A 13247-nucleotide genomic window follows, 5' to 3' on the forward strand; every position below is an offset into this window, starting at 1 on the left:
CACCGCGTGTGTGAGCCGGCAAGTACCGTCCTTCGGTTTCGGCTGGGGGAAGGGGAACGGCGGTTTCAGGCGGGTGGCGGGTTGGACACGCTGTTGGGTCCTGAGGGAACGGGCGCGAGCTCGACCTCGGACTACGGGACCAGGACCACATTCCTTGATTGGGGTGTGGTTTTGGTGGGCCCGGTTGTTTTTTGAGAACTGCACAGTGGACGCGAGCATCTCTGGTAGATGACGGACTCGCAGAGGCCTTCGGGTTTTTGTGGGTTTGTTGTTTATCTGCGATTTGTTCTGATCGTTTTGTGTGTTCAAGTTTTTAAGGGCATACGGTGGATGCCTTGGCATCAGGAGCCGATGAAGGACGTGGGAGCCTGCGATATGCCTCGGGGAGTCGGCAACCAGACTTTGATCCGGGGATTTCCGAATGGGGAAACCTGGCACCCGTCATGGGGTGTCGCCGCCTGCTGAATGTATAGGCAGGTTGGTGGGAACGCGGGGAAGTGAAACATCTCAGTACCCGCAGGAAGAGAAAACAATAGTGATTCCGTGAGTAGTGGTGAGCGAAAGCGGAGGAGCCTAAACCGTGCGCGTGTGATAGCCGGCAGGCGTTGCGTGTGCGGGGTTGTGGGACCACCCTGGTTCAGCTGCCGCTGAATCGAGGAGTTATAAACCGCTGGGATAGTCGAATGGCTTGGGATGGCCGACCGTAGACGGTGAGAGTCCGGTAGACGAAATTCGAGTGGCTTCTGGGTGTGTTCCCGAGTAGCACGGGGCCCGTGAAATCCCGTGTGAATCTGCCACGACCACGTGGTAAGGCTGAATACTTCCTGATGACCGATAGCGGACCAGTACCGTGAGGGAAAGGTGAAAAGTGCCCCGGTGAGGGGTCGTGAAATAGTACCTGAAACCGTGTGCCTACAAGCCGTCAGAGCCTCCTCAGCAGGGACTTGTTCCTTGTTGTTGGTGATGGCGTGCCTTTTGAAGAATGAGCCTGCGAGTTATGGTGTGTGGCGAGGTTAACCGGTGGCGGGTAGCCGTAGCGAAAGCGAGTCTGAATAGGGCGTTTTTAGTCGCATGCTGTAGACCCGAAGCGGAGTGATCTAGCCATGGGCAGGGTGAAGCGCCGGTAAGACGGTGTGGAGGCCCGAACCCACCAGGGTTGAAAACCTGGGGGATGACCTGTGGTTAGGGGTGAAAGGCCAATCAAACTCCGTGATAGCTGGTTCTCCCCGAAATGCATTTAGGTGCAGCGTCGCGTGTTTCTTGCCGGAGGTAGAGCTACTGGATGGCTGATGGGCCCTACCAGGTTACTGACGTCAGCCAAACTCCGAATGCCGGTAAGTGAGAGCGCGGCAGTGAGACTGCGGGGGATAAGCTTCGTAGTCGAGAGGGAAACAGCCCAGATCATCGGCTAAGGCCCCTAAGCGTGTGCTAAGTGGGAAAGGATGTGGAGTTGCTGTGACAACCAGGAGGTTGGCTTAGAAGCAGCCACCCTTGAAAGAGTGCGTAATAGCTCACTGGTCAAGTGATTCCGCGCCGACAATGTAGCGGGGCTCAAGCACACCGCCGAAGCCGTGGCATTGACACGTAAGTGTTGATGGGTAGGGGAGCGTCCTGTATCCGGTGAAGCCTCGGGGTGACCCAGGGGTGGAGGGTGCGGGAGTGAGAATGCAGGCATGAGTAGCGAATCACACGTGAGAAACGTGTGCGCCGGATGACCAAGGGTTCCTGGGGCAGGCTAATCCGCCCAGGGTAAGTCGGGACCTAAGGCGAGGCCGACAGGCGTAGTCGATGGACAACGGGTTGATATTCCCGTACCCGCTGGTATGCGCCAACGCTGAATCCTCTGATGCTAACCACCCGAACCATGCTTCGGGCCTTCGGGCTTGTTGTGTGGGGAGCGTGGGGCCCGAGGGGGTAGTAGGTGAGTGATGGGGTGACGCAGGAGGGTAGCTCAGCCCGGGCGATGGTTGTCCCGGGGTAAGGCTGTAGGGAGAGAGATAGGTAAATCCGTCTCTCACGTATCCTGAGAGCTGATGCCGAGCCGTTTTAGGTGAAGTGAGTGATCCCATGCTGCCGAGAAAAGCCTCTAGCGAGTGTACCGGCGGCCCGTACCCCAAACCGACTCAGGTGGTCAGGTAGAGAATACCAAGGCGATCGGGTGAACTGTGGTTAAGGAACTCGGCAAATTGCCCCCGTAACTTTGGGAGAAGGGGGACCTCGCCCGGTGATGGCATTTGCTGTCTGAGCTGGGTGGGGTCGCAGAGGCCAGGGGGAAGCGACTGTTTACTAAAAACACAGGTCCGTGCGAAGTCGTAAGACGCTGTATACGGACTGACGCCTGCCCGGTGCCGGAACGTTAAGAGGACCGGTTAGGGGGACTTGTTCCTTCGAAGCTGAGAATCTAAGCGCCGGTAAACGGCGGTGGTAACTATAACCATCCTAAGGTAGCGAAATTCCTTGTCGGGTAAGTTCCGACCTGCACGAATGGCGTAACGACTTCCCCGCTGTCTCAACCACAGGCCCGGCGAAATTGCAGTACGAGTAAAGATGCTCGTTTCGCGCAGCAGGACGGAAAGACCCCGGGACCTTCACTATAGCTTGGCATTGGCGCTTGGAGCGTCTTGTGTAGGATAGGTGGGAGACTGTGAAGCCCAGACGCCAGTTTGGGTGGAGTCATTGGTGAAATACCACTCTGGTCGTTTTGAGCGTCTAACCCGCACCCGTGTATCCGGGTGGGGGACAGTGCCTGGTGGGTAGTTTAACTGGGGCGGTTGCCTCCCAAAATGTAACGGAGGCGCCCAAAGGTTCCCTCAGCCTGGTTGGCAATCAGGTGGCGAGTGCAAGGGCACAAGGGAGCTTGACTGTGAGACGGACGTGTCGAGCAGGTGCGAAAGCAGGGCCTAGTGATCCGGCACCTACGTGTGGAAGTGGTGTCGCTCAACGGCTAAAAGGTACCCCGGGGATAACAGGCTGATCTTCCCCAAGAGTCCATATCGACGGGATGGTTTGGCACCTCGATGTCGGCTCGTCGCATCCTGGGGCTGGAGTAGGTCCCAAGGGTTGGGCTGTTCGCCCATTAAAGCGGCACGCGAGCTGGGTTTAGAACGTCGCGAGACAGTTCGGTCCCTATCCGCTGTGCGCGTAGGAGAATTGTGAGGGTCTGTCCCTAGTACGAGAGGACCGGGACGGACGAACCTCTGGTGTGCCAGTTGTCCCGCCAGGGGCACGGCTGGTTGGCTACGTTCGGTCGGGATAACCGCTGAAAGCATCTAAGCGGGAAGCCTTCCTCGAGATGAGTTCTCCCACCCCGTCAGGGGTGTAAGGCCCCCGGTAGACGACCGGGTTGATAGGCCGGAGATGGAAGCGCGGTAACGTGTGGAGTCGACCGGTACTAATAGGCCGAGTGGCTTGAACACACTGAACGTTCAGAGTGAATTGCTGCGAGAGATTGTTCGCGTCCCTGTGTGGTTCCCAGGAAACAACTGGGTTCCCGTGTGTTGTTGATAACTGAATTTTTTCGAGCCGAATGGTTCGGACGTGGATTTGCCCACCTGCGGGTGGTGCGTTGAGACGTTCGGTGGTTTTGGCGAGGGGGAAACACCCGGTCCCATCCCGAACCCGGAAGTTAAGCCCTTCAGCGCCGATGGTACTGCATGGGAGACCGTGTGGGAGAGTAGGACGCCGCCGGACACATATTGCAGAAAGGCCCCGCCGTTACCGGCGGGGCCTTTCTCATTTGGCGTGGTGACCGGTCAGAGGGGCCGCTGGGCGATCTGGATCAGGTTGCCGCAGGTGTCGTCCAGGACGGCCGTGACCACCGGGCCCATCTCGACGGGCTCCTGGGTGAACCGCACGCCGAGTCCGCGCAGCCGGTCGTACTCTGCCTTGACGTCGTCGACGTCGAACGATGCGAAGGGGATGCCGTCGGCGACCAGGGCCTCCCTGAACGGCTTCACCGCGGGGTGGCTGCTGGGTTCGAGAAGCAGGTTGGTGCCCTCCGGGTCTTTGGGGGACACGACCGTGAGCCACCGGTCCTCGCCCAACGGGACGTCGTGCTTCTTCTCAAATCCCAGTATGTCGGTGTAGAACCTGAGCGCTCTTTCCTGGTCGTTCACGAACACGCTCGTCAGGTTGATTCTCATCCGGGTTCCCTTTCCGCCTTCTCGGTGCCGCCCTCAGGGACGCTTGGGGCCCGCGGGCCTGTGAGGCCACCGTTCGACGATGTATTGGAGCGGGCTGGTGTTGATGTAGTGGAACTTGTACCGGCCCTCGCGCCGGGTCTCGACCAGGCCGGCGGCCTCCAGGACGTCGAGATGCTGCGAGATCGCCTGCCGTGACGAACCGAGGCCGTGCGTGGTCGTCAGGCGGCCGCAGATCTCGAAGAGCGTCTGGCCGTTCTGGCGGGTCAGCTCGTCGAGGATCGTGCGCCGGGTGGGGTCGGCCAGCGCCTTGAACATGTCTCCCACTCACCCAACGTTAGGCAAGCTGTCGCTTGCCTGTCAAGGGGTCCTACTGCCCGGCGCGGCGGTCGCCCCCTGGCACTTGACCTGGTGACCCACGCCGGCCCGTATCCCGATGGGCCCGTTGATGCCGGTCTACCGGGACGCCAGGTACGTCCCGGACTTGCTCACCCCTCTGGGCGGGCCGAGAGGCGTTGTGCGGATGAGCAGCGGCAGGGCGGTGGCGGCCAGGCAGAGAAGACCGGCCGCGAGGGTGGCCGCGTGCAAGCCGCCCAGAGTGGCGTGGGCCGGATCCGTCGTCGACGAGAGTGCGCCGGCACGGGCCGTGACGATGGCCGCCAGGGCGGCTGTGCCGATGCCGCCGAGGAACTGCGGCAGTTGTGAAAGTCCCCCAGCGGTGCCCTGCTCGTCGTCCCGCAACCCGGACGTCATGGTGGCGATGAAGGAGACGACCGTCAGGACGTGGCCGAAGCCCATGGCGCCTGACGTGGCGAGCACGAGGGGGAGTCCGCCCTTCACCGGCAGGAAGACCATCGCGCCGGTGCCGAGGCCCTGCACGGCGAGGCCGAGGCTCATGGCGCGGGCCGTGCCCAGCGCTGCGATCAGGCGGGCGGCCAGTACTCCCGCGATGAGGGCCGCGATGCCCTCCGCCAGGAAGCCGGTGCCGGTGGCCAGCGCCGAGTAGCCGAGTACGTCCTGCATGTAGAGGCTGAGGAGGACGGTCGTGCCGCCGCACATGCCGAGGGTGACGAGGCCGACGAGTCCACTCCACTTCACCGTCGGCCTGTTCAGCAGGCCCAGCGGGATCAGGGGAGCCGGATGCCGCCGCTCCGCCAGGAAGAACGCGCTCAGGGAGAGCAGCGCCGCGGAGAGGGACCCCAGCGTCGGAAGGCTCAGCCACCCCGCGTCCGCGCCCGTCGAGATTCCATAGACCAGAGCGAACAGGCCGACGCTCGCCAGCACCGCGCCGGGGACGTCCAGGCGCGTCGGCGCCCGTGTGCCCGCAGCGCGCGGCAGCGTGGTCGTGCCGGGTAGCACCAGGACGCTGATGGCGGCCAGGAGCAGCATGGTCCAGCGCCAGTTCAGGCCGCTCGTGATGACGCCGCCGCCCAGCGTGCCGAGGACGAATCCCAGCGAGAGCACAACGCCGTTGACGCCCAGCGCGCGCGTTCGGCGGGGCCCTTCCGGGAACGCCGCCGTCATCAGTGCGATGGCGGTCGGGGTGATCATCGCGGCGGACGCGCCCTGGCCCGCGCGGGCGGCGATCAGCAGTGCGGGCCCGGTCGCCAGTGCCGCCGCCAGGGAGAAGCCGCCGAACAGGACTACTCCGAGGGCGAACAGCCGGCGGCGGCCGACGATGTCGGAGACGCGGCCGAAGAGGGGCAGCAAGCCCGCGGTCGGCAGCAGGCAGGCCGTGGCGACCCACTGCAGCGAACCGGCGCTCGCGAAGCCCAGGTCGCGTCCTATCTCAGGCAGCGCGACGGTGACGACGGAATAGTCCAGCCCCGTCATGAACGTGGCGCCGCACAAGGTGATCAGAACCAGCCATCCGCGATGGCCGAGTGCGCTGGAACGCGCGTGCGGAATCGAGTCGACCGTCATGTTCGCCTTTCCCGTGTGCCGTGCCGGGACGTGTCACGGCTTCCCGGCACGGCCCACCCTGCGGCGAACCGCGAGCATTACCCAGCCCCCTGCTGAGGGCACCCCTGCGGTGCCTACACCTGACAGGTAAAGGCACAGAAGGACGAAGGAGAGGCATGCTGGACGGCATGGAGCAGCGGTCCGAACTCGGCGAGTTCCTGCGCAGCCGTCGCGCCCGGCTCCGCCCCGAGGACGTCGGCCTGCCCGACTACGGCGGGCGGCGGCGCGTGCCCGGGCTGCGCCGCGAGGAGCTGGCGCAGCTCGCCGGCGTCAGCGCCGGGTACTACACGCGCCTGGAGCAGGGACAGAGCACCAACGCCTCGGAGGCCGTCCTCGACGCGATCGCCCGCGTGCTGCGGCTGGACGAGACGGAGCACGCCTACCTGCGGAGCCTCGCCCGCCAGAAGGCGGAACCGCGCCGGCGCCTGCGGCCGGAGCGGATGCGTCCCGCCGTCCAGCTCATGGTGGACGCGTTCGGCGACACTCCCGCCCTGGTCATGGGCCGCCGTTACGACGTGCTCGCCTGGAACCGAGCGGCGCACGCGCTACTCGCCGGGCACCTCCCGTTCGAGGTGCCCGAGGAGCCTCGCGGGCGTCCCAACATTGCCCGCCTCGTTTTTCTGGACCCGCACACGCGCGAGCTGTACGCGGACTGGCGGGCCAAGGCCCGGGACACGGTCGCCGACATCCGCATGACCGCCGCCCGCTACCCCCACGACCCGGAGCTGACGGGCCTCGTGGGCGAACTCGCCGTGCACAGCTCCGAGTTCGCGTCCATGTGGGCGGCACATCCGGTCCAGGACTGCGCCGCCCGCTACACGCGCGACTTCCGGCATCCGCTGGTGGGGGCGATGACGCTGAACAACGAGATCATGGAGCTGTCCAACGACGAGGGCCAGCGCATGGCCGTGTTCACCGCCGACCCGGGCACCCCTTCGGCCGCGGCCCTGAGCCTGCTCACGGGCATCGCCGACGAGTCGGCCGACCCTCACTCCGGCGCGCTCGACTCCACTTCGGAGCGGTCACACACGGCCTAGCGGCCCCGGCCCCGGGGGCGCAGCCAGGGTGGCGGCTCTTCGGGGTCATGCCATCGGCCGTTCCCGATCCGGCCGCCCCGCCGGCCGGATGCTCGCACACGGGGAACGCCTGGCCGGAACGGTCGAAGAGCGAGCCGCGTCCCATGGTCGGCCAAGGACAGTTGAGGAGATCGCACATGCAGCACGCGTGGGACCAGCCCCCCGCCATCGTCCGTGTGGCGGGGGACTTCGACGTCTACACGGCCCCTGGTGTGCGACAGGAGCTGCTCGCCGCGATGGGGTGGCAGGGCGAGAAGGGCCCCCGCCACGTGATCGTCGACCTTGACGATGCCGACCACGTCGACGCGCCGGGTCTGGGCGTGCTGATGGGGGCTCACTACCGCCTGCTCGAACGAGGCGGGGGCGTTCTGCTCGTCTCCACTCACGAACGGCACCGCAGGCTTCACCGGCTTACCGGCATCGCGGAGCCGGTGCCGCCGGTCACCAAGGGCATTCCGCTCTACGACTCGGTGGAGCAGGCGCTCACCGCAGCCCGGCAGGACCGGCCGACCTGATGGGACCGGTTCAGGCCAGCGCGTTGAAGACCGCCTCGGCGCGGTCGCGCTTGGCGTAGAGGTCCCACGCGGTGTCGGCGATGGTGTCTGGATCGAGGGTGGGGATGCTGAGCCCGTCCAGACCGTCCAGGCCATCCCGCTGGGACGTCACCATCCGGTGGATGTCGCCGCGTTCGATCAGGCCGCCGATCGTCAGCGTCCCGGCGTAGATCCCTTTCTCGGTCAGGGCCGAGTTGAGCGTCAGGGCGTAGTTCCGCAGGGCCGCCGAGGAGAGCGCGAGACCGCCGAGCATGGGCATCGGGACGATCGCGCTGAGGCCGCCCGCGAACAGCAGCCCGCCGTCGCCGCGCTCCAGCATGCCGGACAGGACGGCGCCCACCACGTCGATCGCGGGATACACCGAGCGCATCGCCTCCTGGGCGGCTGGCACGTCCGCCGAGGTGATGGGAACGGGCCGGGCGTTCAGATCCGACGCGCCGGGGCCGTAGTAGACGACGTCGACGTGGCCGATCCCGCGGAGCGCGGCGAGCAGCGCGTCGCGGTCGCGGACGTCCGCCGCGATGGCCGTGGCCTCGACGCCCTCGGCCTCCAGCGCCGCGATGTAGCCGGGGTGGCGCGCCCCGTTCCTTGACATGAGCACGATCTTGTGGCCTTCGCGGCCGAAGCGGTGGGCGACGGACATGCCGAGGCCCGGTCCGGCCCCGATGACGACGGTCGTGGAAGACATGCGCAACTCCCGTAAGTTGAGGTTGGCCTCAATTTAGCATGAAACTTGAGGGCATCCTCAACTTCGTAGGATGGAGGCATGGCCGGAAAGAGCAGGCCGCTTCGGGCGGACGCCGTGCGGAATCGGGACAAGCTGGTGGCCGCCGCCGCGGCCGTGTTCGGGGAACGCGGCCTGGACGCGCCGCTGGACGAGGTCGCGCGGAGGGCGGGCGTGAGCATCGGCACGCTCTACAACCACTTTCCCTCGCGCGAGAGCCTCTTCGACGCCATCTTCCCCGCCCGCCTGGCCGCGCTCGACGCGATCGTCGAGCGGTCCCTGGCCGATCCCGATCCCTGGAGCGGGTTCGTCGTCTACATCGAGGGGCTGTTCGCGCTGCAGGCCGAGGACCGGGGGCTCAACGACGCGCTCGCCCGGCGCTTCCCGCTCGCCCCCGAGTTGAACACCGCCTGCGATCGGGGATTCGGGCACCTGGTGACGATCATGGCCCGGGCCAAGGAGGCCGGCGCCCTGCGTCCCGACTTCGAGCCGCAGGACGTCGTGACGCTGATGTGGGCGATGTCGCAGGTGATCCGGGAGTCGGCGGACGTCGCGCCCGACGCCTGGCGGCGCTGCCTCGGGTTCTTCCTCGACGGGCTGCGTTCCGAGGCGGCGCGGCCGCTGCCCGTCCCGGCGCTGACCCCCGAGCAGGTCGCCCGTTTCATGGCGTGATGCCGGTGCGCTGGTGAGGCTCCCGCGCTCAGGCTTCCAGGTCGCTCAGGAGGGCTTGCAGCGCGTCCAGCTCGTCCTCGGTGAAGACGTGAATGCCGGAGCGGCGCAGGAGTGCGGTCGTCACGCCGGATCCGGGGACGGACGCGCCGGTGAAGGTGCCGTCGTAGACGCGGTGGCCGCCGCAGGACGGGCTGCCTTCCTTGAGCAGGGCGAGGCGGACCTCGGCGCGCTGGGCGGCCTCCAGGGCCAGGCGGGCGCCGCGCAGGAACTCGCCGGTGACGTCGCCGCCGCCGCCGGTGAGGATGCGGGCCCTGCCGTCCAGGACGTCGCCGCCGTCACCGCCGACGATCTCGGCGGGCGGGCGGGGGACGGGCAGACCGCCCGAAACCTCGGGGCAGAACGGGACGAGACGGCCCTCGGCGCGCCAGCGTTCGAAGGGGCCGCCGGCCACCGGCTTGGCCGCGCCGTCGTAGCGGACGGGCCGTCCGGCGAGGCACGAGCTGACCAGGATGCGCTCCACGCCGTCCAAGCCTATGCGCGTCCCGGGCGGCCGGAGCGGTCCGCCTTCGACCCGCGACGCCCGAAGCCGCCGCGGGTCGAAGGGGGTCGTGCTACTGGCCGGCGCGGATGCGGTTGACGGCGATCTGGGCGACGCGGACGGCCGCGCCCGGGTTGAGGCGGACGCCGCGCCAGGCGAGGCGGCCGTGGGCGGGCGCGACGATGAGGGCCTGGTTCTTGGCGACGCCGCGCATGATGTCGCGGGCGAGCTTCTCCGCCGTGTAGAGGCGCGGGGCCGCCTTCGCGATGTCGCCGGTGGCGTCGCCGCTCAGCGGGGTCTCGGGCAGGTCGGGGTTGACGTTGTGCAGCAGCGGGGTGTCCACGAAGCTCGGGCAAACCACGCTGACCTTGACGCCGCGCCCGGCGGCCTCGGCGCGCAGGCCGAGGGAGAGGCCGACGACGGCGTGCTTGGTGGCGGTGTAGGGGATGCCGATCGGCATCGGGACGAGCCCGGCGAGCGAGGCGGTGTTGACGATGTGGCCGCGGCCCTGCTCCAGCATGATCGGGTAGGCGGCGTGGACGCCGTGCACGACGCCCTTGAGGTTGATGTCGATGGCGCGGTTCCAGTGGTCGAGGGTGAGTTCCTCGGCCAGCCCGCCGACCGCGATGCCGGCGTTGTTGAACACCAGGTCGAGCCGTCCGTGGTCGGCCTTGACGCCCTGGTAGAGGTCGGCGACGGCGCCGGCGTCGGTGACGTCGAGGGCGGCGGAGACGGCCTTGCCCTTGCCGAGGGTGTTCAGCTTGTCGGCCACCTGCGCGGCGCCCTCGGCGTTGATGTCGGTGACCACGACGGTGTCGCCGCGCGCCACCAGGGACGTGGCGATCGCACGGCCGATGCCGGACGCTCCTCCGGTCACGATCGCGATGCTCATTGCCCGCTCCGCTCGGGTGAACAGCGGGCCCGGGCTCGGGGGTGGAGCGAGCCCGGACCGCACTGGCTAATTGGATATTCAGTTCAATTGCGTGGATTCTAGGCGGCGGTGCGGGCCGCCGGTACTCAGCGGGCCGACAAACTCGCCGCCGCCGACTCGTCCCGCCGCTCGATGTGGAAGTCGCCGGGGTCGAGGCGGCGGGTCCGCAGCCAGAATGCGAGGGTGGACGCCGGCCACGCCGCCCGGTTGACGCCGTCCCGGTCGAGGTACCAGCTGTCGCAGCCTCCGGCGACCCACACGGCGCCCTCCGACCTGCGCCGCACCCAGCGGTTGAACCGGTCCTGCGCGGACGGCTTCACCGAGATCGCGGTGCCGCCCGCGCCGTCCAGCATCGCCAGGCACTGCAGGACGTAGCGGACCTGCGCCTCGATGATGAAGATCATCGAGTTGTGGCCGAGGCCGGAGTTCGGGCCGAGCAGCAGGAACAGGTTCGGGAAGCCCTTCACGGCGACGCCGAGGTGCGCCTCGACGCCGTCCCGCCACGCGTCCTGGATCTTCAGGCCGTTCCGGCCCACGATGCGGGCGCCGTCGAAGGCGTCGGTGACGTGGAAGCCGGTGCCGAAGACGATGGCGTCCACCTCGTGCTCGCGCCCGTCGCGCGTGACGATCGAACGGGGGCGGACCTCGGCGATGCCCTCGGTCGTCAGCTCCACGTTGGGGCGCGTCAGGGCCGGGTAGTAGTCGCTGGACACCAGCGTCCGCTTGCAGCCCATCGTGTAGTCGGGGGTGAGCTTGCGGCGCAGGCTCCGGTCCGGCACCTGCCGGGCCAGGTGCCCGCGCGCCAGGGAACTCGCGGCCTTGAGGAGCCTCGGGTTCTTGAACCCGAGGACGAAGCTCTCCTGCATCAGGTAGATGCCGTTGCGGTAGCCGCGCTGGACGAGCGGGAAGCGGCGGAACAGTGCCCGCTCCACCCCGGTGACCCGGCGGTCGGGCTTCGGCAGGATCCACGGCGGCGTCCGCTGGAACACCGTCAGATGCCTGACCTTCGCCGCGATCCGCGGGACGAACTGGATCGCGGACGCGCCCGTCCCGATCACCGTGACCCGCTTGCCCTCCAGGTCGTAGGAGTGGTCCCACTCGGCGGAGTGGAACGCCGTCCCCTCGAACGAGGCGATACCGGGCAGGTCGGGGATGCTCGGACGGTGCAGCGGCCCCATCCCCGCGACCAGCGCCCGCCCGCGGACGGTCTCGCCGCCGTTGACGGTGACCTGCCAGGTGTCGGTGGCGTCGTCGTACTCCGTCGCGGTCACCTCGGCGTTGAACCGGATGTGCTGCGCGAGCTCGTACTTGTCGACGACGTCCTTGATGTACGCCAGCAGCTCGTGCTGCTCCGGGAACATCCGCGACCAGTCGGTCTTCGGCTCGAACGAGTAGGAGTACAGCAGCGACATGATGTCGCACGCGCATCCGGGATAGGTGTTCTCCCGCCACGTCCCGCCGACCTCGTCCGCCTTCTCCAGGATGACGAAGTCGTGCACGCCGGCCTTCTTCAGCCCGATCGCCATCCCGAGGCCGGAGAAGCCCGTCCCGATGACGACGACCTTGTACGGGCCGCCCGGCCCCGCCGCGGGCGTGACGACGGCGGGGCCGCCCTCGGCCTGCGCCATGCTCACGCGGCCTTGGCCGGCCCGGCGGCGCGGCGCCGCTTGGGCTCGTCCCAGATGCCGAAGGCCTTCCAGACCTGCTTGTTCACCGGCGTGACCACGCCGAGCTCGGCCATCAGGTCGCGGATCTTGCCGACCGAGTTGGAGATCTCCGCCTGCGCCGCGTCGTTCTTGTAGGCGGCGCGGACGACGTCCTTCGGGATGTTGAAGTGCCGCACCATCGGCCCGGGCGGGGACAGCATGATCCGCGCCATCACGCCGAGGACGACGGGCGTCGCGATGCCGAGGATCCGGCGGCGTGCCGGGTGCATGTTCGGGACCCGGTGCTTGAGGTAGTGCCGGGCGAAGGAGATGTGCCGGGCCTCCTCCGCGATGTGGATCTTCATGATGGTCTCCTCCAGGGGGTGCTTGATGTGCCCGCCCTTGAGGGACTTGCGCTGGACGTAGTCGATGGGGTCCTCGCCGCCGAGCACGAAGACGAAGAACATCTCGGTGCTGACCAGCGGGATCCACGGGGCCGCCTGCGCGATGAGGCTGAGCGCGCGCGGCATGCCGCGGATCGGCATCTTCGTCCGGTTCACGAACTCCTGGAACATCATCCCGTGATGACATTCCTCGGTCGTCTCGTGGTAGACGTAGCGGAACTCGGGCCGGCCGTTCGGCAGCCGGTAGGCGTAGTTGAGCAGCCCGCGCTTCAGCAGGTTCTCGAACTGCAGCCCGATCTTCATCGCGGTGGCGACGCGCCACAGGCCGATCTGCGACTGGATCTCCGGCGGCTGCGACCGGTACCACGCCGTCTCCCCGAGCCGGTCGAACGGCGGCAGCACCCAGCGCGGGTCGTTCTTGTCGACGAGGAACTCGGGGTCGTCCCAGGGGATGTCGGCGTAGGCCTCCCAGTGCTTGTCGACCGAGGCCTTGTTCAGGCGGTCGATGACGCCGAGGTACGACTTCTTGTCCTTGACCTGCTCGCGGACCTCGTCGGCGAGTTCGGTGGGGGCTTTCGGCATGGGGGACGCTCCCTCGGGG

At 67.3% G+C, this 13247-nt stretch carries 11 protein-coding genes and 2 rRNA genes; 5 read left to right on the forward strand and 8 right to left on the reverse strand.

Annotated features, from left to right (window positions below; genetic code table 11):
* The first annotated feature begins 303 nt into the window (after positions 1–303).
* Positions 304–3416 (forward strand): 23S ribosomal RNA (locus BJY14_RS32460).
* A 157-nt stretch (positions 3417–3573) separates the two neighbouring features.
* A 5S ribosomal RNA gene (gene rrf / locus BJY14_RS32465) occupies positions 3574–3690 on the forward strand.
* A 62-nt stretch (positions 3691–3752) separates the two neighbouring features.
* Here rrf and BJY14_RS32470 read toward each other — a convergent pair.
* From BJY14_RS32470 to BJY14_RS32480, 3 genes are all read right to left on the reverse strand, one after another.
* Positions 3753–4142: a VOC family protein gene (locus BJY14_RS32470; RefSeq protein ID WP_179847092.1), complete on the reverse strand. Its 390-nt coding sequence runs from the start codon at positions 4140–4142 to the stop codon at positions 3753–3755.
* Positions 4143–4175: 33 nt separating this feature from the next.
* Complete coding sequence (locus BJY14_RS32475) at positions 4176–4457, reverse strand: ArsR/SmtB family transcription factor (protein WP_179849778.1); 282 nt, start codon at positions 4455–4457, stop codon at positions 4176–4178.
* Between the two features lie 138 nt (positions 4458–4595).
* Positions 4596–6062 (reverse strand): MFS transporter, encoded by a 1467-nt coding sequence (locus BJY14_RS32480; protein WP_179847093.1) that lies wholly within the window; start codon positions 6060–6062, stop codon positions 4596–4598.
* Between the two features lie 155 nt (positions 6063–6217).
* Between BJY14_RS32480 and BJY14_RS32485 the strand changes: the two genes are divergently transcribed.
* Complete coding sequence (locus BJY14_RS32485; RefSeq protein ID WP_218905686.1) at positions 6218–7138, forward strand: helix-turn-helix transcriptional regulator; 921 nt, start codon at positions 6218–6220, stop codon at positions 7136–7138.
* A 176-nt stretch (positions 7139–7314) separates the two neighbouring features.
* Complete coding sequence (locus tag BJY14_RS32490; protein WP_179847094.1) at positions 7315–7692, forward strand: STAS domain-containing protein; 378 nt, start codon at positions 7315–7317, stop codon at positions 7690–7692.
* A gap of 10 nt (positions 7693–7702) precedes the next feature.
* Here the strand turns inward: BJY14_RS32490 and BJY14_RS32495 are convergent, their stop codons facing one another.
* Positions 7703–8419 carry an SDR family NAD(P)-dependent oxidoreductase gene (locus BJY14_RS32495; protein ID WP_179847095.1) on the reverse strand — a complete coding sequence of 239 codons (717 nt, stop codon included), beginning with the start codon at positions 8417–8419 and terminating at the stop codon, positions 7703–7705.
* 78 nt (positions 8420–8497) lie between these two features.
* Here BJY14_RS32495 and BJY14_RS32500 point away from each other — a divergent pair, with 78 nt between their 5' ends.
* Complete coding sequence (locus BJY14_RS32500; RefSeq protein ID WP_179847096.1) at positions 8498–9127, forward strand: TetR/AcrR family transcriptional regulator; 630 nt, start codon at positions 8498–8500, stop codon at positions 9125–9127.
* A 28-nt stretch (positions 9128–9155) separates the two neighbouring features.
* On the opposite strand, the gene BJY14_RS32505 is transcribed toward BJY14_RS32500, so the two are convergent.
* From BJY14_RS32505 to BJY14_RS32520, 4 genes are all read right to left on the reverse strand, one after another.
* Positions 9156–9647 carry a 2-thiouracil desulfurase family protein gene (locus tag BJY14_RS32505; RefSeq protein WP_179847097.1) on the reverse strand — a complete coding sequence of 164 codons (492 nt, stop codon included), beginning with the start codon at positions 9645–9647 and terminating at the stop codon, positions 9156–9158.
* 91 nt (positions 9648–9738) lie between these two features.
* A complete protein-coding gene (locus BJY14_RS32510; protein WP_179847098.1) occupies positions 9739–10557 on the reverse strand; it encodes an SDR family NAD(P)-dependent oxidoreductase in 819 nt (272 codons plus the stop codon).
* 125 nt (positions 10558–10682) lie between these two features.
* Entirely contained in the window at positions 10683–12224 is a 1542-nt protein-coding gene (locus BJY14_RS32515) for a flavin-containing monooxygenase (protein ID WP_179847099.1), read from the reverse strand.
* A 2-nt stretch (positions 12225–12226) separates the two neighbouring features.
* The gene (locus BJY14_RS32520; RefSeq protein WP_179847100.1) at positions 12227–13228 is read right to left on the reverse strand and encodes an AurF N-oxygenase family protein; all 1002 of its coding nucleotides are present in this window, start codon (positions 13226–13228) and stop codon (positions 12227–12229) included.
* Positions 13229–13247: the final 19 nt, after the last annotated feature.

Source organism: Actinomadura luteofluorescens (genome assembly GCF_013409365.1).
In the GTDB taxonomy this organism is placed as follows: Bacteria; Actinomycetota; Actinomycetes; order Streptosporangiales; family Streptosporangiaceae; genus Spirillospora; species Spirillospora luteofluorescens.